Raw genomic sequence first — 18,411 nt, forward strand, 5'->3', positions numbered from 1 at the left:
TTCTCTATACACTGCCCCGATGCTGCACCTGCCCCGCCGCCTCTGGCGCGCCGCCCTGTTGTTCTCGATGGCCTGGATGGCCGCGGTCTCCGGCCCCGCGCAGGCCGCGGACGAGCCGCTGCGCGTCGGCTCCAAGCGCTTCACCGAGTCGTACATCCTCGCCGAGCTGCTCGCGCAGACGGCGGCGCCGCACACCGCGTCGCCGCCCGTCGTGCGGCAGGGGCTGGGCAACACGGCCATCGTCTACGAAGCGCTGCGCTCGGGCGCCATCGATCTCTATGCCGAGTACACCGGCACCATCGCGCTCGAAATCCTCAAGGGCTCGCCGGCGGACACACGCGAGGCGATGAACGCAGCGCTTGCGCCGATGGGCCTGGGCGTGGCGATTCCGTTGGGCTTCAACGACGGCTACGCGCTGGCCGTGCGTGCGGCCGATGCGGAGCGGCTCGGGCTTCGCACGCTGAGCGATCTTGCGAAGCACCCCGAACTCAAGCTGGGCCTCTCGAACGAATTCCTCGGCCGCGCGGACGGCTGGAAGGGCCTGGCCGCACGCTACGGCTTCACGCAAACGCCGACCGGCCTCGACCATGGGTTGGCGTATGAAGCGGTGGCCGCCAAGCAGATCGACGCGATCGACATCTACACCACCGACGCGAAGATCGACCACCTGGGCCTGCGCGTGCTGGAGGACGACCGGAAGTACTTCCCACGCTACGACGCGGTGGTGCTTTACAAGCTCGATCTACCCACGAGGCTGCCGAAAGCATGGGCCGCGCTGCAGACGCTCGAAGGCAAGGTCGACGAGCACGCGATGATCGCGATGAATGCGCGCGCCGAGTTGCAGAGCGTGCCCTTCGACGTGATCGCGCGCGACTTCATCGCGAGCACCGGCAAGACAGGAGCGGCGCCAGCGCAGGACACCCGCCGCGGTTTCACCGCCAAGCTCTTCGGCCCCGACCTCTGGAAACTCGCGCGCCAGCACCTGCTGCTGGTGGCGGTGTCGGTGGGCATCGCGATCCTGATCGGCGTGCCGATCGCGATCCTCGTGTTCTCGCATGTGCGGCTGCGCGCCGTGGTGCTCGGCATCGCGAGCCTGATGCAGACGGTGCCTTCGCTGGCACTGTTGGCGGTGTTGATTTCGATGCTCGGGGCGATCGGCGCCCTGCCCGCGCTGATCGCGCTCACGCTCTATTCGCTGCTGCCGATCATGCGCAACACGGTGACGGGTCTGGCCGAAGTGCCGAACGGGCTGCGGCTGGCGGGCACTGCGCTCGGCATGACGCCCCCGCAGAGCCTTCAGCTCGTGCTGCTGCCGCTGGCACTGCCTACGCTGCTGGCGGGAGTGCGGACGGCCACTGCGATTGCCATCGGTACGGCGACGATTGCGGCATTCATCGGTGCGGGCGGATTCGGCGAGCGCATCGTGACCGGATTGGCGTTGAACGACCGCGAACTGCTGCTGGCCGGCGCTCTGCCGGCTGCGGCGATGGCGCTGATCAGCGAAGGAATTTTCGAACTGATCGAATGGACGATGCGCCGTCGCCGACGCGCACCGCCCAGTTCGCTCCCGCTGGCCTGAGGATCAAGCCAGCGTGTAGGCCGTCTTCACAGTGGTGAAGAACTCCTGCGCGTACTTGCCCTGCTCGCGCGGGCCGTAGCTCGAACCCTTGCGGCCGCCGAACGGCACGTGATAGTCCACACCGGCCGTCGGCAGGTTGACCATCACCATGCCAGCCTGGCTGTGGCGCTTGAAGTGCGTCGCGTACTTGAGCGAAGTCGTCGCGATGCCGGCGGAGAGGCCGAACTCGGTGTCGTTGGCCGTGGCCAGCGCTTCTTCGTAGTTCTTCACGCGGATCACGCTCGCGACCGGGCCGAAGATTTCTTCCTTGTTGATGCGCATGCCGGCCGCCGATTCGCTGAAGAGCGCGGGCGACATGTAGTAGCCGTCGGTCTCCAGCTTCAGCAGTTCGCCGCCGGCTGCCAGCGTGGCGCCTTCGCCCTTGCCGATGGCGATGTATTCCATGTCCTGGTTCAGTTGCGACTTCGAGGAGACCGGGCCCACGTCGGTGCCCTGCGCGAGCGCGTCGCCGACCTTGATCTTGGCCATGCGCGCCTTCATCGCCTCGATGAACTTCGGGTAGATGCCTTCGGTCACGATGAGGCGGCTCGATGCGGTGCAGCGCTGGCCGGTCGAGTAGAACGCGCTCTGCACGCTGAGCTCCACGGCCTGCGCGAGGTCGGCGTCGTCGAGGACGATTTGCGGGTTCTTGCCGCCCATTTCGAGCTGCACCTTCTTGTGGTTGGTGACGCACTGGATCGCGATGTTGCGGCCCACGCCCACCGAGCCGGTGAAGCTGATCGCATGAATGCCGGGGTGGCTGACCAGCGCCTCGCCGATCACGCTGCCGCGGCCCATCACGAGGTTGAACACGCCCGCCGGAATGCCCGAGCGGCTGATGATTTCAGACAGGGCCCAGGCGCTGCCCGGCACGAGGTCCGCGGGCTTGAGCACCACGCAGTTGCCAAAGGCGAGCGCGGGCGCGATCTTCCAGGCGGGAATGGCGATGGGAAAGTTCCACGGCGTGATGAGGCCGACCACGCCGACCGGCTCGCGCGTGATTTCCACGCCGATGTTCGGGCGCACCGAAGGCAGCAGCTCGCCCGAAAGACGCAGGCACTCGCCCGCGAAGAACTTGAAGATCTGGCCCGCGCGCGTGGCCTCGCCGATGCCTTCGGCCTTGGTCTTGCCCTCTTCGCGCGCGAGCAGCGTGCCGAGCTCTTCCTTGCGCGCGAGGATTTCGGTGCCGATCTTGTCGAGCGCGTCCGAGCGTGCCTGGATGCTGCCCGTGGCCCATGCCGGGAAGGCGGCGGTGGCGGCTGCCACGGCGGCATCGACATGCGCTGCATCGCCCTGCGTGTACTGGCCCAGCACGTCGGCCAGGTTGCTGGGGTTGACGTTGGGGCTGTAGCTGTTGCCGGCCAGCCATTCGCCATTGATGAGGTTGTTGAATTCAGTCATCGTCGATGTCCTTGTTTGCCTGTTGGTGTGATGGTTTTTTGAAGTCGAAAGGCTAGGTGGCGCCTTCGGACTCCACGTAGAGGGCGTACAGCGAATGGCTGGCCGCCATGTAGAGGCGATTGTTCTTGGGGCCGCCGAACGTGAGGTTAGCGCAGCGTTCGGGCAGGCGGATGAAACCGATGGGCAAGCCTCGCGAATTGAAGATCTTGACGCCATCGAGGTCTTCGGACTTCGCCTGCGGCTGATAGACCTTCATGCCGTTGCCGGCATCGGTGGGTTCGGACGCCAACGCGCCGTTCCAGCCCCAGCCCATCCAGATATTGCCGTCGCGGTCGACACGAAAACCGTCGAGCGCGGCCGCGCCCACGCCGTCGATCAGCTTGGCCTTGTTCGATACGCTGCCGTCGGCCGCCACGTCGTAGCTCCAGAGGCTGCGGTTGGGCGTGCCCTTCCATTCGATGACGTAGAGCTTTTTCTCGTCCGGCGAGAAGGCCAGGCCGTTCGGGTTCACCAGGTCGGTGATCACCGCGGAGAGCTGCCCGTCGGGCGTGAGGCGGTACACGTTGGTCGTCGCCTGCTCGGGCGTGGCCCGGTCGCCTTCCCAAGTACCCGAGATGCCGAAGAGCGGATCGGTGAACCACACGGTGTCGTCCGACTTCACCACCACGTCGTTCGGCGCATTCAGCCGCTTGCCCTGGAAGCGGTCGGCCAGCACGGTCATGCGTCCGTCGTGCTCGGTGCGCACCACGCGCCGCGTCAGCGAATGCTCGCAACTGATCAGGCGCCCCTGGCGGTCGCGCGTATTGCCGTTGCAGTGATTGACGTTCGACTTGTGGACCTTGAACTCGCCGGTCTTTTCCTCGTAGCGCATCAGCCGGTTGTTCGGGATGTCGCTGCAAATCAGCCAGCCCTCGCGCGGCATGTACACAGGACCTTCGGCCCAGCGCATGCCCGTGCCGACCTGCTCGAGCGTGCTGCTGTAGAGGCGGTACTTGGCGAAGCTCGGATCGAGGATCAGCACTGCCGGGTCGGGGTAGCGCTGCTGCGGCTTGTAGGGAAACGATTGAGCGCCCGCGGCGGCAGCCACCGCGCCGAGCGCCGAGCCGGCCGCTGCCTGGAGCAGGCGGCGGCGATCCATGTGGTTGTTCATGCAGTCTCCTTGACGATGTCTTTGCTTGCGGCGCGGGACCGCATCCGTTCACGCTGAGCTTGTCGACGCACCGCGCGAGGCTTCGACAGGCTCAGCCCGAACGGCTGGTGCCAATCAACGGACCATGCAGGGCCGCTTGTTGTCGAAGGTCCAGTTCGGAATCAGGTATTGCATCGCCTCTGCATCGTTGCGCGCGCCGAGGCCGTGCTTCAGGTAGAGCTGGTGCGCCTTCTCGACTTCGGCCATGTCGAGCTCGATGCCGAGGCCACCGCGCGTCGGCACTTTCACGAAGCCCTCTTCGATCTGCAGCGGCGCCTTCGTCAGGCGCTGGCCGTCCTGCCAGATCCAGTGCGTGTCGATGGCCGTGACCTTGCCGGGTGCGGCAGCGGCCACGTGCGTGAACATCGCGAGCGACACGTCGAAGTGGTTGTTCGAATGCGAGCCCCAGGTGAGGCCCCAGGCCTGGCACAGCTGCGCCACGCGCACCGAGCCTTGCATGGTCCAGAAATGCGGGTCGGCCAACGGGATGTCGACCGACTGCAGCGAGAGGCTGTGCACCATCTCGCGCCAGTCGGTGGCGACCATGTTGGTGGCGGTCGGCAGGCCGGTGGCGCGACGGAACTCGGCCATCACCTCGCGGCCCGAGAACACGCCTTCGGCGCCGCACGGGTCTTCGGCATAGGCCATCACACCGTGCAGGTCGCGGCACAGGCGGATCGCGTCGGCCAGCAGCCAGCCGCCGTTCGGGTCGAGCGTGACGCGCGCCTTCGGAAAGCGCTCGTGCAGCGCGCGGATCGCCTCGACTTCTTCCTCGCCGCGCAGCACGCCGCCTTTCAACTTGAAGTCGGTGAAGCCGTAGCGCGCGTGCGTGGCTTCGGCCAGGCGCACGATGGATTCGGGCGTCATCGCCTCTTCGTGGCGAAGGCGGAACCAGTCGTTGTCCGCACCCGGGTCGGTTTCGTACGCCAGATCGGTCTTCTTCCGGTCGCCCACGTAGAAGAGGTAGCCGAGCATCTGCACCGCGTCGCGCTGCTGGCCTTCGCCGAGCAGGGCCGCCACGGGCACTTCGAGGAACTGGCCCAGCAGGTCGAGCAGCGCGGCCTCGACGGCTGTGACCGCATGGATGGTCACGCGCAGGTCGAAGGTCTGCTGGCCGCGGCCGCCGCTGTCGCGGCCGGCGAAGGCGCTGCGCAGGCTGTTGAGCACCGCGTTGTGGCGGCCGATGGGCTGGCCCACGATGAGGTCGCGCGCGTCTTCGAGCGTCTGGCGGATCTTCTCGCCGCCCGGCACTTCGCCCACGCCGGTGTGGCCGGCGCTGTCGGTCAGGATCAAGAGGTTGCGCGTGAAGAACGGGCCGTGCGCGCCGCTCAGGTTCATCAACATGCTGTCGTGGCCCGCGACGGGCACCACGCGCATGCCGGTGACGACGGGCGCGCCCGACACGACTTTGGAAACGGATTCAGGACTTGTCATCTTCGGGCTGGGGCCTCAGTCGGCAGTGATGTGGCGGGTATCGATGAGCGTCTTCCATCGCGCCCATTCGCGCAACTGGAAGGCGGTGAAGTCTTCGGGCGTGCTGGCGACGATTTCGAGGCCCTGGTCGAGCATGCGCTTCTTCGTCTCGGGGTCCTGCATCGCGGCGATGACCGCGTCGCTCAGCTTCTTCTTCAGCGCAGGCGGCAGGCCCTTCGGCGCGGCCATGCCCTGCCACGAATAGACCTCCGCGCCCTTCACGCCCGCCTCGGCCAGCGTGGGCACGTCGGGCAGCACGGGCGAGCGCTTGTCGCCGGTGACGGCAATCGCACGCAGCTTGCCCGCGCGGATGTGCGGCAGCACGGCATTCACGTTCTGGAACGAAAAGTCGACCTGGTTGCCCAGCAGGTCGTTGACTGCCGGCGCACCGCCCTTGTAGGGCACGTGCACGCCTTCGGTCTTGGTCTGCTGCCAGAAGAGTTCGGCCGACAGGTGATCGGAGGAGCCGTTGCCCGAGCTCGCGAACGAGACCTTGCCCGGCGTCTTGCGCAAGAGCGCGAGCACGTCGGCCACGGTGTGCTCGGGCCGCGCGACATTCGCGACGAGCACGTTGGGCGCCTGCACGGGCACGCTGATGTAGTCGAAGTCCTTCGTCGCGTCGTAGGGCACGCTCTTCTGCAGGTGCGGCGTGACGACGAAGGCGCCGAGCGACGACACCAGCAGCGTGTAGCCGTCAGGCAGTGCGCGCTTGACGAAGCCGGTGCCGATGGTGCCCGTGGCGCCCGGGCGGTTGTCGACGACGAAGCTGCCGCCGAGCCTGGTCTGCAGTTGCAGCGCCAGCGCGCGCGCCACCATGTCGGTGGAGCCGCCGGCGGGGAACGGCACGATGATGGTCACGGGTTTCTGCTGCGGCCATGCGTCGGCTTGCGCCGAGGCATGCAGGGGCAGCATCGCGGTGGCGGCGAGCACGAGGCCCGCCGCAAGAAGCGCTCGTCTCTGCATCCGTGCTTCCGATCAGGAGGGAAGGCGAACGGCTTGGCGCGCGAGCAGCTTCCAGTTGCCGCCCTGCTTCTGCCAGACACCGAGGATCTTCAGCGCGACCTTGCCGGGCTTGCCCGAGTCGTTGGTGTCGGCCGCGAGCGAGTGGCGCACGATGGCCGTGTTGGCATCGACCACCTTGATGGTCTGGTCGGTGATCGTGATGGTCACGAAGTCCGACTTGCCGTCGAGCAGGTCGCTGATGAAGCTCGCCTTGGTGTCGACCTTGCCGCCCGAGTGGCCGTAGCTCAGGTCGTCGGCCACCAGCGCGCCGAGCGCGGCGGCGGTCGGGTCGACCATGGCGACGCGCAGGCGCTCGGCGGCCGCGGCCACCGACGCCTGGTCCGACGCGCCACCGCCCGCGGGCATCATGGCGCAGCCGGTGAACACGATGGCCGAGGCGGCGATGAGGAAGAGTTTCTTGATGAGCATGTCGTTATCTCCTGTTGTTGTGAATTGGTGTCGTCGACGGCAAAGCGAAACTTCCGAGGCTTCTTACTGCGGGCCGAGCGTGGCGATCAGCGCCTTCAGTTCTTCCATCTCGGCGGGCTTGAGGTCGGTGAGCGGTGCGCGCACCGGGCCCGCGTCGTGGCCGACGATCTTGGCGCCGGCCTTGACGATGCTCACTGCGTAGCCCGGCGTGCGGTTGCGCAGCTCGAGGTAGGGCATGAAGAAGTTCTTCAGCAGGCGGTGCTGCGTGGCCATGTCGTCGTTGGCGACCGCGTGATAGAAGTCCATCGCCGTCTTGGGGATGAAGTTGAAGACGGCCGACGAGTACACCGGCGTGCCCATGGCCTTGTAGGCCGCGGCATAGACCTCGGCGGTCGGCAGGCCGCCGAGATACGCGAAGCGGTCGCCCATCTTCTGGTAGATCGCGACCATCGCCTCGATGTCGCCCACGCCGTCCTTGAAGCCGACGAGGTTCGGGTTGCGTTCGGCCAGGCCCGCGAGCGTGTCGGGCTTCAGGCGGCTCGACGCGCGGTTGTAGACGATCACGCCGAACTTCACGCTCTTGCACACGGCCTCGACGTGCGCGGCCAGGCCTTCCTGGCCGGCTTCGGTGAGGTAGTGCGGCAGCAGCAGGATGCCGTGCGCGCCGGCCTTCTCGGCCGCTTGCGCGCACTGGATGGCAAAGCGCGTCGGGCCGCCGGCGCCGGCAATGATCGGCACCACGCCGCGGCAGGTGTCGACGGCCGTCTGGATGATGCCGGGGTACTCGTCGCCGGTCAGCGAGAAGAACTCGCCCGTGCCGCCTGCAGCGAACAGCGCGCTGGCACCGTACGGCGCCAGCCATTCGAGGCGCTCGACGTAGCCCTTCTTGTTGAAGTCGCCGTTGCTGTCGAAGTCGGTCAACGGGAACGAGAGCAGGCCGGAGCCCATGATGGTCTTGAGTTCTTGCGGGTTCATCGGGAAGAGTCCAGTGAAGATTGGGATGAGGAAAAGAGAGAGTGGATGGCCGGTCAGTCGAGCTTGACGTTGGCCTCTTTGATCACTTGCGCCCAGCGCGCGCGCTCCTTGGCGAAGAACTGGTCCTGCTCGGGCGCGGTCATGGTCACGACCTCGGCGCCCTGCCCTGCCAGGCGGGCACGGATGTCGGGGGTGCGGATGATGCGGACCAGTTCCTTGTTGAACCGGGCGACCACCGCATCGGGCGTGCCGCGCGCGGCGACCACGCCCTGCCAGGTGCCCGACTCGTAGCCGGGCACGCCCTGCTCCGAGATGGTCGGCACGTTGCCGATCAACGGCATGCGCGTGGGCTTGGACACCGCGATCAGCTTGAGCTTGCCGCTCTGCACATGCGGGTAGGTGGCGAGCATGCCGTTCATCAGCACCTGCGTCTGGCCGGCGACGGTGTCGAGCACGGCCTGCACGCCGCCCTTGTAGGGCACGTATTCCCACTTGGCGCCGCTCTTGCGCTGCAGTTCGACGCCTGCCAGGTGCGCGGTGCTGCCACTGGCGGTCACGGCGAAGTTGAAATCGCTCTTCTTGGACAGTTCGACCAGTTCCTTCAGCGTATTGGCCTGCACCGAGGGATGCACCACCAGGAGGTGCGGCGAGTAGGCCAGCATGGCCACGCTGCGCAGGTCCTTGGTCGGGTCGAACGGCAGCTTGGGGTACAGCGACGGGCTGATGGCCAGCGCGCCGAGGTCGCACAACATGAGCGTGTGGCCGTCGGCCGGGGCCTTGGCGAGCATGTCGGCGCCCAGGTTGCCGTTGGCGCCCGCGCGGTTCTCGATCACCACGGGCTGGCCCAGCGCGTCCGACAGCGGCTGGCTGATCGAGCGCGCAATGATGTCGGACGAGCCGCCCGGCGGGTACGGAACGATGAGCCGGATCGGCTTGGAAGGCCAGTTGCCGCCGCCGCTCTGCGCAAAGGTGCGCGCCGGCAAGCTGGCGGCCAGGGTCGTGGCAAGGGCGGCGCCCAGTGCGCCGCGTCGATTGATGGTCATGCGGATGCCTCCAGTTGTTCGATGTGTGCCATGGCTTCGCCCGAGGTCGGGGCGAGAGATCAGTCATCGTACAACTACAAAAACAAGTTGTCCAGACTTGGTCCCAAAAAATTCCGCGAAGGGGTTAGTTGTCGGACGAAGCGGCGTCGCCGCCGCCCTTGCCAGCCGCGCCCGAACCTTCGGCTTTCGCCTTTTGCTGCTGCGCGGCCTCTTGCGCCATGCGCAGGCGCTCGCGGCTGTTGGTCAGGTGGATGCGCATGGCGGCGCGGGCCGACTCGGGATCGCGGCGCGCGATGGCCGCATAGATTTCTTCATGCTCGCGATTGACGCGGCTCAGGTACGCGCCGCCGTCCTGGATGCGGATGGCGCTGATGCGCGTACGCGGAATGATCGTGGTGCCCAGGTGCCGCATGATGTCGGCGAAATACGGGTTGCCGGTCGACTGCGCGATCTGCAGGTGAAAGCGGAAATCGGGCGCGACGGTGTCGCCGGCGATCGTCACGTTGTGCTCGAAATCATCGAGTGCCTGGCGCATGGCGACCAGTTGCTCCTCGGTGCGCCGGCTCGCGGCAAGCCCGGCGGATTCCGTCTCGAGGCTGATGCGCAGCTCCAGCACAGCCAGCACGTCGACCGAAGCGGCAATTTCGCCCGGATCGAGGCGAAACACCCCACCCGGCCGCGGCTGCAAAACGAAAGTGCCCACGCCATGCAGCGTTTCGACCAGCCCGCCCGCCTGCAATTTGGAGAGCGCCTCGCGCACCACAGTGCGGCTGACACCGTAGGCCTGCATGATGGCCGACTCGGTGGGGAGCTTGTCGCCCGGGCGCAGCGACTGGCTGCGGATCTTCTCGCCCAGGTCTTCCACCAGCCCGTGCGCCAGACCGCGGGCACGCTGGCGCGGCCGCCCCACGAAGGGAGCGCCACCGGCGACTTCCGTCGCCGCATCGGTTACCAAGGGATTACCCGCAGTCGTCTGGACCATGGCCACGATAATAATCTCCAATTAGTTGTACGACAACAGATAACTCATCACCTGGATTGCTCTGACGGCCGTTTCGTGACGTATTGCGACCTGACTGCCCCGGCATCGTAACGGCGGCTCCGGCGAAAGCATTCCACCGCTTCACCCCTTCATCACACCCGAAAAAACGTCGATGTCCCCACAAGCTTCTAACAACAAGCTCGATCGGCTGCTGCTGACCGGCGCGGCCGGCGGCCTCGGCAAGGTGCTGCGCGAGCGGCTCAAGCCCTATGCGAACGTGCTGCGCCTCTCGGACATCGCATCGCTGGCACCGGCCGCCGATACGAGCGAAGAAGTCGTGCCCTGCGATCTCTCGGACAAGGCCGCGGTGCATGCGCTGCTGGAAGGCTGCGACGCGATCGTGCACCTGGGTGGCGTGTCGGTCGAGCGGCCGTTCGAGGAAATCCTCGAAGCCAACATCAAGGGCATCTTCAACGTCTACGAAGCCGCGCGCCGCCACGGCGTCAAGCGCGTGGTGTTCGCGAGCTCCAACCACGTGATCGGCTTCTACAAGCAGACCGAGCACATCGATGCGCACGCGGCGCGCCGGCCCGACGGCTACTACGGCCTGTCGAAGTCCTTCGGCGAGGACATGGCGCAGTTCTATTTCGACCGCTGGGGCATCGAGACGGTGAGCATCCGCATCGGCTCGTCGTTCCCCGAGCCGCTCAACCGCCGGATGATGAGCACCTGGCTCAGCTACCGCGACCTGACGACGCTGATCGAGAAGTCGCTCTTCACGCCCGATGTGAAGCACACCGTCGTTTACGGCATGTCGGCCAACCGCGACGTGTGGTGGGACAACAGCGCCGCCGCGCACCTGGGCTTCGTGCCGCAGGACGGCTCGGAGGTGTTCCGCGACAAGGTCGAGGCGCAGCCGCCGGTGGCGCCGACCGATCCGAACGCCATCTACCAGGGCGGCGCGTTCACAGCGCAAGGCCCCTTCGGCGATGCAAGCTGAGCTCGTCCTCGACGCGCGCAACGGCACCGGCGAAAGCCCGGTGTGGCATGCCGCGGAGCAGGCGCTCTACTGGGTGGACATTCCCGCGCGCGCACTGAACCGCTGGCATGCGAGCGAGGGCCACGCGCAGTGGCATGCGGACGAAATGATCGCCTGCATCGCACCGCGCGCCGACCTGCCCGGCGCATGGATCGCAGGCATGGAAAGCGGCATCTTCTCGCTGCAGCCGCAGGCCGACGGCACGCTTGCAGCCACCTCGCTCGCGCCCGTCGCGCACGCCGCACCGGCCATGCGCTTCAACGACGGCCGCTGCGACCGCCAGGGCCGCTTCTGGGCCGGCACGATGCTGCTGGACATGGCCGCGGGCGCACGCGTCGGCCGCCTGTACAGCTATGGCAAAGGCAGCGACACCGCCACCCTGCAGCTGGACGATCTCATCGTGCCCAACGGCCTCGCCTTCAGCCCCGACGGCCGCACGATGTACCTCTCGGACTCGCACCCGGGCGTGCAGGCGATCTGGGCCTTCGACTACGACACCGAGACCGGCACACCGAGCAACCGCCGCCTCTTCGTCGACATGAAGCCCCTGCCCGGCCGCCCCGATGGCGCGGCCATCGACGTGGACGGCTGCTACTGGATCTGCGGCAACGACGCCGGCCTCGTGCACCGCTTCACGCCCGACGGCCACCTGGACCGCTCGCTCGAAGTGCCGGTGAAGAAGCCCGCGATGTGCGCGTTCGGAGGCCCGGCGCTCGACACGCTCTTCGTCACCTCGATCCGCCCCGGCGGCATCGACCTGGCCGACCAGCCGTTGGCCGGCGGCGTGTTTGCCCTGCGGCCCGGCGTACAGGGCGTGCCGGAACCGACCTTCGGCAGCTGAGCTTTTTTCCTTCCGCTTCCCCTTTCCTTTTTCTTTTTCGATAACCACCACCAGAGGACGAGACAAATGAAGTTCCACAAGACCCTGATCGCACTTGCCGTGGGCGCCGCAGCCGCGCTCACCACGCTGGCTGCCAGCGCCACTGAATTCCGCTCGGCCGACATCCATCCCGACGACTACCCCACCGTGACCGCGGTGAAGTTCATGAGCGAGCGCCTGAAGGCGCTGTCGGGCGGCAAGCACACCATCAAGGTGTTCAACAACAGCTCGCTCGGCAGCGAGAAAGACACCATCGAGCAGACCAAGATCGGCGCGCTGCAGATGGTGCGCGTGAACATCGCCCCCATGAACAACATCTGCGCCGAGACGCAGGTGCCGACCATGCCCTTCCTGTTCCGCTCGGTCGATCATCTGCACAAGGTGCTGGACGGCCCCATCGGCGAGGAAATCCTGAAGTCGTGCGAGAAGCAGGGCTTCGTCGGCCTGGCTTATTACGACAGCGGCGCGCGCTCGATGTTCACCGCCAAGAAGCCGGTGCGCAGCTTCGCCGACATGAAGGGCCTGAAGGTCCGCGTGCAGCAGTCCGACCTGTGGGTCTCGATGCTCGAAGCCATGGGCGCCAACGCCACGCCGATGCCCATGGGCGAGGTGTACACGGGCCTGAAGACCGGCCTGATCGACGCCGCCGAGAACAACTACCCCACCTATGAAAGCGCCCGCGCCTTCGAAGTGGCCAAGTACTACAGCAAGACCGAGCACTCGATGGCGCCCGAGATGCTGCTGTTCTCCAAGCGCGTGTGGGACAAGCTCTCCGCCGAAGAGCAAGGCTGGATCCGCCAGGCCGCCAAGGAGTCGGTGCCCTACATGCGCAAGCAGTGGGAAGAGCGCGAGATCAAGTCGCTCGCCACGGTGAAGGCCGGCGGCGCCGAGATCATCGAAGTCGACAAGGCCCCGTTCCAGGCCGCGATGAAGCCGGTGTACGACAAGTTCATCACCGACGCGAAGCTCAAGGATCTGGTCAAGCGCGTGCAGGACACGAAGTAAGCAAGTCAGTCGGTTGAATTGGCTCCTTCCTCCGCTGGGGGAAGGCCGGGATGGGGGCATGACAGCGCTGGCATCGAGACGCCGCTTGCCCCCACCCCCGCCCTCCCCCGGAAGGGGAGGGAGAAAGACAAAGAAGAACTCACATGTACACCAAACTTTGCCGCACCCTCGCCCGTGCCTGCATGTGGTTGGGCATCCTCGGTCTCGTCGCGGTGATCTGCGCGGTGAGCTGGCAGGTGTTCGGCCGCTATGTGCTCAACAACACCCCGACCTGGGCCGAAAGCCTTGCGCTGCTGCTGGTGATCTACGTCACGATGTTCGGCGTGGCCGTCGGCGTGCGCGACGCGGGCCACATCGGCCTGGAGTCGTTCCTCGTGCTCGCGCCCGACTGGCTGCGCCTGAAGATGGAATACCTGATCCACGCGCTCATCCTCATCTTCGGCCTGGCCATGGCCTGGAATTGCGCCTCACTCGCCGAATCGGTGTGGGACTACCGACTGCCCACGCTGTGGATTTCGGAAGGCTGGAAATACGTGCCCGCGTCGATCGCCGGCGTCTTGATCGTGATGTTCTCGATCGAACACATCATCGCTTTGGCCCAGGGCCGCGAAGTAGAACCCGCCTGGGGCTGAACCGAATCATGACGATCCCTCTCCTCATTCTTTGCCTCTCGTTCACGGTCTTCCTGCTGCTGGGCGTACCGGTCGCTTTCTCGATCGGCCTCTCGGCCCTGGCCACGCTGCTCTATGAAGGCCTGCCGCTCGCGGTCGGCTTCCAGCAGATGACCTCGGGCATGGGCATCTTCTCGTTCCTCGCGATTCCGTTCTTCATCTTCGCCGGCGAGCTCATGCTCTACGGCGGCATCGCGGACCGCATCGTCAACTTCGCGCGCAACCTCGTGGGCCATGTGCGCGGCGGCCTCGGCATGTCGAACGTGGTGGCCTGCACGCTGTTCGGCGGCGTCTCGGGTTCGCCCGTGGCGGACGTTTCGGCCATGGGCGCCGTGATGATCCCGATGATGAAGAAGGAGGGCTATCACGCCGACTACGCGGTCAACGTGACGACCCACGCAGCGCTTGTCGGCGCGCTGATGCCGACCAGCCACAACCTGATCATCTATTCGCTCGCGGCGGGCGGCAAGGTGTCGATCGCGGCGCTGATCCTGGCGGCGCTGCTGCCGGCGGCCGTGCTCACCATCAGCAACCTCGCGGCCGCCTACCTGGTGGCGGTGAAGCGCGGCTACCCGGCCGGCAGCTTCCCGGGCTGGGCCATCGTGGCGCGTTCGTTCGCAGCGGCGCTGCCGGGCCTCTTCATCGTGGTGCTGATCCTCGGCGGCATCTTGTCGGGCATCTTCACGGCGACCGAATCGGCGGCGGTGGCTGTGCTCTATGCGCTGGGCCTCACGATCTTCGTGTACCGCACGCTGAAGTGGGAGCACTTCATCAAGGCCGCGTCGAAGGCGGTGCGCACCACCGGGGTGATCCTGCTGCTGATCGGTATCTCGAGCACCTTCGGCTACCTCATCAGCCTGTACGGGGTGGCCGAGCTCACGGGCCAGATGCTCTCGCAGATCACGACCACGCCGTGGATGATCTTCCTGCTCATCAACATCATCCTGTTCGTGCTGGGCACCTTCCTGGACATGGCCGCGACGATCTTGTTGTGCACGCCGATCTTCCTGCCGATCGCCCAGCACTACGGCATGACGTCGGTGCAGTTCGGTGTCGTGATGCTGATCAACTGCGCGCTCGGCCTGAACACCCCGCCGGTGGGCACCACGCAGTTCGTCGGCTGCGCGATCGGCGGTGTGTCGGTGGGCACGGTGATGAAGACCATCTGGCCGTTCTACGGCGCGCTGATCTTCGCCCTCGGCGTGGTCACTTTTGTCCCCGCGTTCTCCACCTGGCTCCCCGGCCTCTTCATGGTGGTGAAGTAAGAAAAGAAAGGGCCCCACGATGGCCGAGACGAACACCCGCCCCCCGCTCTACATCCGCATCCATGCGGCCGACAACGTCGCCATCGTCGCGAACGACGGCGGCCTGAAGACAGGCGCGACGTTCGCCGACGGCCTCGTGCTGGTGGACAACGTGCCTCAAGGCCACAAGGTGGCGCTCGCCGACCTGGCCGAGGGCGATGCCATCGTTCGCTACAACGTGGTGATCGGCTACGCCCAGAAGGCGCTGCCGCGCGGCAGCTGGGTGCACGAGCGCGTGATGCGCATGCCGACGGCGCCCGAGCTCGACGGGCTGCCCATCGCGACGGTCAAGCCCCCTGCCCTGCTGCCCCTGGAGGGCTACACCTTCGAGGGCTACCGCAACGCCGATGGCTCGGTAGGCTCGCGCAACATCCTGGCCATCACGCAGACCGTGCAGTGCGTGGCCGGCGTCACCGAGTTCGCGGTGCAGCGCATCAAGGCCGAGCTGCTGCCGAAATTTCCGAACGTCGACGACGTGGTGGCGCTGGAGCACAGCTACGGCTGCGGCGTCGCCATCGATGCGCCCGACGCGATCATTCCGATCCGCACGCTGCGCAACATCAGCCTCAACCCGAACTTCGGCGGCGAGGTGATGGTGGTGAGCCTGGGCTGCGAAAAGCTGCAACCCGAGCGCCTGCTGCCGCCCGGCACCATTCCGATCACGGACCAGCGCGGCGAAGGCGCGACCGATGCGCCGCTCGACGTCGTGTGCCTGCAGGACGACGCGCACGTCGGCTTCATGTCGATGATCGATTCGGTGATGCGCCAGGCCGAGGTGCACCTCGCACGGCTGAACACGCGCCGGCGCGAGACAGTGCCCGCGAGCGAACTCGTGGTGGGCGTGCAGTGCGGCGGCAGCGATGCCTTCTCGGGCGTGACCGCGAACCCGGCCGTGGGCTTTGCGACTGACCTGCTGGTGCGCGCAGGCGCCACCGTGATGTTCTCGGAAACCACCGAGGTGCGCGACGGCATCGACCAGCTCACCTCGCGCGCCTCGTCGCCCGAAGTGGCCGAGGCCATGATCCGCGAGATGGCCTGGTACGACGCCTACCTGCAGAAGGGCCGCGTGGACCGCAGCGCCAACACCACGCCGGGCAACAAGAAGGGTGGGCTCTCCAACATCGTCGAAAAGGCGATGGGCTCGATCGTGAAGTCGGGCTCCGCGCCGATCACGGGCGTGCTCTCGCCCGGCGAGAAGGTCAAGCAGAAGGGCCTGATCTACGCCGCCACACCGGCCAGCGATTTCATCTGCGGCACGCTGCAGTTGGCCGCCGGCATCAACCTGCACATCTTCACCACCGGCCGCGGCACGCCCTATGGCCTCGCCGAAGTGCCGGTCATCAAGGTCGCCACGCGCAGCGACCTCGCGCGCCGCTGGCACGACCTGATGGACGTGAACGCGGGCCGCATCGCCGATGGCGACGCCACCATCGAGGACGTGGGCTGGGAGCTGTTCCGGCTGATGCTCGACGTGGCCAGCGGAAAGAAGAAGACCTGGGCGGAGCACTGGAAGCTGCACAACGCGCTCGTGCTGTTCAACCCCGCGCCCGTGACCTGACACATCGAAAGGAAGCATCCATGGAAGACCTCAAGGACAAGACCGCGCTCGTCACAGGCGCCAGCACCGGCATCGGTGCCGCGGTGGCCATCGCCTTCGCCGCGCGCGGCATGCGCGTGGCGGTGCACTACAACAGCTCGGCCGACGCCGCGAACCAGGTGGTGGAAACCATCCGCGCCGCCGGCGGCACCGCATTCACGGTAAAGGCCGACGTGCGCGACACCGGTGCGATCCGCGCCTGCGTGAAAGAGAGCGCGGCGCAGCTCGGCCGCATCGACGTGCTGGTGAACAACGCCGGCAGCCTGGTCAAGCGCGTGCCCATCGCCGAGTTCGACGATGCGCTGTTCGACGAGGTGATGCACATCAACGCGCGCTCGGTGCTCGCCTTCTGCCGCGAGGTGGTGCCGCTGATGCGCACGCAGGGCGGCGGCAACATCATCAACGTGACCTCGGTCGCGGCGCGCACCGGCGGCGGGCCGGCCGCGTATCTGTATGCGGGATCGAAAGGCTTCGTGAGCACCGCGACGCACGGCCTCGCGAAGGAACTGGTGGGCGACCGCATCCGCGTGAACGCGGTCGCGCCGGGCGTGATCCAGACGCCCTTTCAAGACCGCTTTTCGACGCCCGCAATGCTGGAGAACTTCAGGGCGAGCATTCCGATGGGCCGCATCGGCGAGCCCGAGGAATGCGTGGGTGCCTTTCTCTATCTCGCCTCGGAGCAGCTCTCGGGCTATGTGACGGGCCAGGTCATCGAGGTGAACGGCGGGCAGTACATGCCCTGAGATTTTTTGGAGAGACGGCCCTCGCCAAGGGGCCGTTCGAGGATCAGATCAACAACGGAGACAAGAGACATCATGAAAAGAAGCACCCTCGTTCGCGGCCTTGCAGCCATCTCGGCCACCGCCGCGCTCTCGCTCGGGCTGGCCCCGGCAACCTTCGCGCAGGCCGCCAACGACTTCCCGAACCGCACCATCGAACTGCTCGTGCCCTACCAGCCGGGCGGCGGCACCGACGGCCTCGCGCGCGCTTTTTCGGAAGCGAGCCGCAAGCACATCTCGCAGAGCATCGTGATCGTCAACCGCCCCGGCGCGGGCGGCGCCATCGGCTGGACCGAGGTGATCAACGCCAAGCCCGACGGCTACAAGCTCGCGGTGCTCACGGTCGAGCTGCTCACGCTGCCGCATCTGGGCCTGGCCAAGTTCAATTACGACGACTTCCAGCCGATTGCGCAGCTCAATGCCGATCCGGCAGCGATCACCGTGAAGGCCGATGCGCCGTGGAACACCATCGAAGAATTCCTCGCCGCCGCGAAGAAGTCGCCCGAGAGCATCCGCGTGGGCAACTCGGGCAACGGCTCGATCTGGCACCTGGCGGCCGCGGCGCTCGAAGACAAGACCGGCACCAAATTCGGCCACATCCCGTTCCAGGGTGCGGCGCCCGCGGTGCTCGCCCTCCTGGGCGGCCACATCGAAGCCGTGGCCGTGAGCCCGGCCGAAGTGACGACGCATGTGCAGGGCGGCAAGCTCAAGGTGCTGATGGTGATGGCCGACAAACGGGTGAAGGGCTTCGAGAAGGTGCCGACCGCCAAGGAGCGCGGCATCGATTTGTCGATCGGCACCTGGCGCGGCATCGGCGCGCCGAAGAACACGCCGCCCGAGGTGATGGCCAAGCTGCGCGAGATCACCGCCAAAACGGCCGCCGAGCCGCTGATGCACGAGGTGATGGACAAGCAGAACCTGGGCTACGTCTACACCGACGGCGCCGTGTTCAAGGAGACGCTGGCCAAGGACAACGTCTACTTCAAGCAACTGATCACCAAGCTCAACATCAAGCCCTGAGCAC

The 18,411-nt window shown here is 66.5% G+C and carries 17 protein-coding genes; 9 read left to right on the top strand and 8 right to left on the bottom strand.

The annotated features are described in order from the left end of the window. Positions 1 to 19: 19 nt before the first annotated feature. Positions 20 to 1,579 (top strand): glycine betaine ABC transporter substrate-binding protein, encoded by a 1,560-nt coding sequence (locus QFZ83_RS19000; RefSeq protein WP_307509035.1) that lies wholly within the window; start codon positions 20 to 22, stop codon positions 1,577 to 1,579. A gap of 3 nt (positions 1,580 to 1,582) precedes the next feature. Here QFZ83_RS19000 and QFZ83_RS19005 read toward each other — a convergent pair whose 3' ends face one another. From QFZ83_RS19005 to QFZ83_RS19040, 8 genes are all read right to left on the bottom strand, one after another. Beyond that, positions 1,583 to 3,019 carry an aldehyde dehydrogenase family protein gene (locus QFZ83_RS19005; RefSeq protein ID WP_307509037.1) on the bottom strand — a complete coding sequence of 479 codons (1,437 nt, stop codon included), beginning with the start codon at positions 3,017 to 3,019 and terminating at the stop codon, positions 1,583 to 1,585. Positions 3,020 to 3,071: 52 nt separating this feature from the next. Further along, positions 3,072 to 4,169 (bottom strand): SMP-30/gluconolactonase/LRE family protein, encoded by a 1,098-nt coding sequence (locus QFZ83_RS19010; RefSeq protein ID WP_307509039.1) that lies wholly within the window; start codon positions 4,167 to 4,169, stop codon positions 3,072 to 3,074. Positions 4,170 to 4,283: 114 nt separating this feature from the next. Then, positions 4,284 to 5,642, bottom strand: a complete 1,359-nt coding sequence (gudD, locus tag QFZ83_RS19015; RefSeq protein WP_307509042.1) for a glucarate dehydratase — start codon at positions 5,640 to 5,642, stop codon at positions 4,284 to 4,286. Positions 5,643 to 5,657: 15 nt separating this feature from the next. Further along, on the bottom strand, positions 5,658 to 6,644 hold the full coding sequence (locus QFZ83_RS19020) for a tripartite tricarboxylate transporter substrate binding protein (protein WP_307509045.1): 987 nt from the start codon (positions 6,642 to 6,644) through the stop codon (positions 5,658 to 5,660). 12 nt (positions 6,645 to 6,656) lie between these two features. Beyond that, the gene (locus tag QFZ83_RS19025; protein ID WP_307509048.1) at positions 6,657 to 7,112 is read right to left on the bottom strand and encodes a nuclear transport factor 2 family protein; all 456 of its coding nucleotides are present in this window, start codon (positions 7,110 to 7,112) and stop codon (positions 6,657 to 6,659) included. 63 nt (positions 7,113 to 7,175) lie between these two features. Further along, on the bottom strand, positions 7,176 to 8,087 hold the full coding sequence (gene kdgD / locus QFZ83_RS19030) for a 5-dehydro-4-deoxyglucarate dehydratase (protein WP_307509051.1): 912 nt from the start codon (positions 8,085 to 8,087) through the stop codon (positions 7,176 to 7,178). Between the two features lie 53 nt (positions 8,088 to 8,140). After that, a complete protein-coding gene (locus tag QFZ83_RS19035; protein WP_306877659.1) occupies positions 8,141 to 9,130 on the bottom strand; it encodes a tripartite tricarboxylate transporter substrate binding protein in 990 nt (329 codons plus the stop codon). 124 nt (positions 9,131 to 9,254) lie between these two features. Then, the gene (locus tag QFZ83_RS19040) at positions 9,255 to 10,112 is read right to left on the bottom strand and encodes a FadR/GntR family transcriptional regulator (RefSeq protein ID WP_013540347.1); all 858 of its coding nucleotides are present in this window, start codon (positions 10,110 to 10,112) and stop codon (positions 9,255 to 9,257) included. A gap of 172 nt (positions 10,113 to 10,284) precedes the next feature. Between QFZ83_RS19040 and QFZ83_RS19045 the strand changes: the two genes are divergently transcribed. From QFZ83_RS19045 to QFZ83_RS19080, 8 genes are all read left to right on the top strand, one after another. Continuing rightward, entirely contained in the window at positions 10,285 to 11,112 is an 828-nt protein-coding gene (locus QFZ83_RS19045; protein ID WP_307509053.1) for an NAD(P)-dependent oxidoreductase, read from the top strand. Continuing rightward, positions 11,102 to 11,992, top strand: coding sequence for an SMP-30/gluconolactonase/LRE family protein (locus tag QFZ83_RS19050; protein ID WP_307509056.1), 891 nt, complete (start codon positions 11,102 to 11,104; stop codon positions 11,990 to 11,992). Before QFZ83_RS19045 ends, QFZ83_RS19050 begins: the two co-directional genes overlap by 11 nt. Positions 11,993 to 12,058: 66 nt before the next feature. After that, positions 12,059 to 13,036, top strand: coding sequence for a TRAP transporter substrate-binding protein (locus QFZ83_RS19055; RefSeq protein ID WP_013540344.1), 978 nt, complete (start codon positions 12,059 to 12,061; stop codon positions 13,034 to 13,036). Between the two features lie 143 nt (positions 13,037 to 13,179). Next, entirely contained in the window at positions 13,180 to 13,668 is a 489-nt protein-coding gene (locus QFZ83_RS19060; protein ID WP_013540343.1) for a TRAP transporter small permease, read from the top strand. 8 nt (positions 13,669 to 13,676) lie between these two features. Next, positions 13,677 to 14,972, top strand: coding sequence for a TRAP transporter large permease (locus tag QFZ83_RS19065; protein ID WP_013540342.1), 1,296 nt, complete (start codon positions 13,677 to 13,679; stop codon positions 14,970 to 14,972). 19 nt (positions 14,973 to 14,991) lie between these two features. Continuing rightward, the gene (gene garD / locus QFZ83_RS19070; protein ID WP_307509062.1) at positions 14,992 to 16,569 is read left to right on the top strand and encodes a galactarate dehydratase; all 1,578 of its coding nucleotides are present in this window, start codon (positions 14,992 to 14,994) and stop codon (positions 16,567 to 16,569) included. A gap of 20 nt (positions 16,570 to 16,589) precedes the next feature. Beyond that, entirely contained in the window at positions 16,590 to 17,351 is a 762-nt protein-coding gene (locus tag QFZ83_RS19075; protein WP_013540340.1) for an SDR family NAD(P)-dependent oxidoreductase, read from the top strand. Positions 17,352 to 17,423: 72 nt separating this feature from the next. Beyond that, entirely contained in the window at positions 17,424 to 18,407 is a 984-nt protein-coding gene (locus tag QFZ83_RS19080; RefSeq protein ID WP_307509065.1) for a tripartite tricarboxylate transporter substrate binding protein, read from the top strand. Positions 18,408 to 18,411: the final 4 nt, after the last annotated feature.

Source organism: Variovorax sp. W1I1, assembly GCF_030815625.1.
Taxonomy (GTDB): domain Bacteria; phylum Pseudomonadota; class Gammaproteobacteria; order Burkholderiales; family Burkholderiaceae_C; genus Variovorax; species Variovorax paradoxus_C.

What these genes read in the sequence shown, in the direction of transcription:
- QFZ83_RS19005 (WP_307509037.1), bottom strand. Translation starts at nt 3,019, where the DNA reads ATGACTGAATTCAACAACCTCATCAATGGCGAATGGCTGGCCGGCAAC.
- garD (WP_307509062.1), top strand. Translation starts at nt 14,992, where the DNA reads ATGGCCGAGACGAACACCCGCCCCCCGCTCTACATCCGCATCCATGCG.
- QFZ83_RS19065 (WP_013540342.1), top strand. Translation starts at nt 13,677, where the DNA reads ATGACGATCCCTCTCCTCATTCTTTGCCTCTCGTTCACGGTCTTCCTG.
- QFZ83_RS19010 (WP_307509039.1), bottom strand. Translation starts at nt 4,169, where the DNA reads ATGAACAACCACATGGATCGCCGCCGCCTGCTCCAGGCAGCGGCCGGC.
- QFZ83_RS19060 (WP_013540343.1), top strand. Translation starts at nt 13,180, where the DNA reads ATGTACACCAAACTTTGCCGCACCCTCGCCCGTGCCTGCATGTGGTTG.
- QFZ83_RS19020 (WP_307509045.1), bottom strand. Translation starts at nt 6,644, where the DNA reads ATGCAGAGACGAGCGCTTCTTGCGGCGGGCCTCGTGCTCGCCGCCACC.
- QFZ83_RS19075 (WP_013540340.1), top strand. Translation starts at nt 16,590, where the DNA reads ATGGAAGACCTCAAGGACAAGACCGCGCTCGTCACAGGCGCCAGCACC.
- QFZ83_RS19050 (WP_307509056.1), top strand. Translation starts at nt 11,102, where the DNA reads ATGCAAGCTGAGCTCGTCCTCGACGCGCGCAACGGCACCGGCGAAAGC.
- QFZ83_RS19040 (WP_013540347.1), bottom strand. Translation starts at nt 10,112, where the DNA reads ATGGTCCAGACGACTGCGGGTAATCCCTTGGTAACCGATGCGGCGACG.
- gudD (WP_307509042.1), bottom strand. Translation starts at nt 5,642, where the DNA reads ATGACAAGTCCTGAATCCGTTTCCAAAGTCGTGTCGGGCGCGCCCGTC.
- QFZ83_RS19025 (WP_307509048.1), bottom strand. Translation starts at nt 7,112, where the DNA reads ATGCTCATCAAGAAACTCTTCCTCATCGCCGCCTCGGCCATCGTGTTC.
- QFZ83_RS19080 (WP_307509065.1), top strand. Translation starts at nt 17,424, where the DNA reads ATGAAAAGAAGCACCCTCGTTCGCGGCCTTGCAGCCATCTCGGCCACC.
- QFZ83_RS19000 (WP_307509035.1), top strand. Translation starts at nt 20, where the DNA reads ATGCTGCACCTGCCCCGCCGCCTCTGGCGCGCCGCCCTGTTGTTCTCG.
- QFZ83_RS19045 (WP_307509053.1), top strand. Translation starts at nt 10,285, where the DNA reads ATGTCCCCACAAGCTTCTAACAACAAGCTCGATCGGCTGCTGCTGACC.
- QFZ83_RS19035 (WP_306877659.1), bottom strand. Translation starts at nt 9,130, where the DNA reads ATGACCATCAATCGACGCGGCGCACTGGGCGCCGCCCTTGCCACGACC.
- kdgD (WP_307509051.1), bottom strand. Translation starts at nt 8,087, where the DNA reads ATGAACCCGCAAGAACTCAAGACCATCATGGGCTCCGGCCTGCTCTCG.
- QFZ83_RS19055 (WP_013540344.1), top strand. Translation starts at nt 12,059, where the DNA reads ATGAAGTTCCACAAGACCCTGATCGCACTTGCCGTGGGCGCCGCAGCC.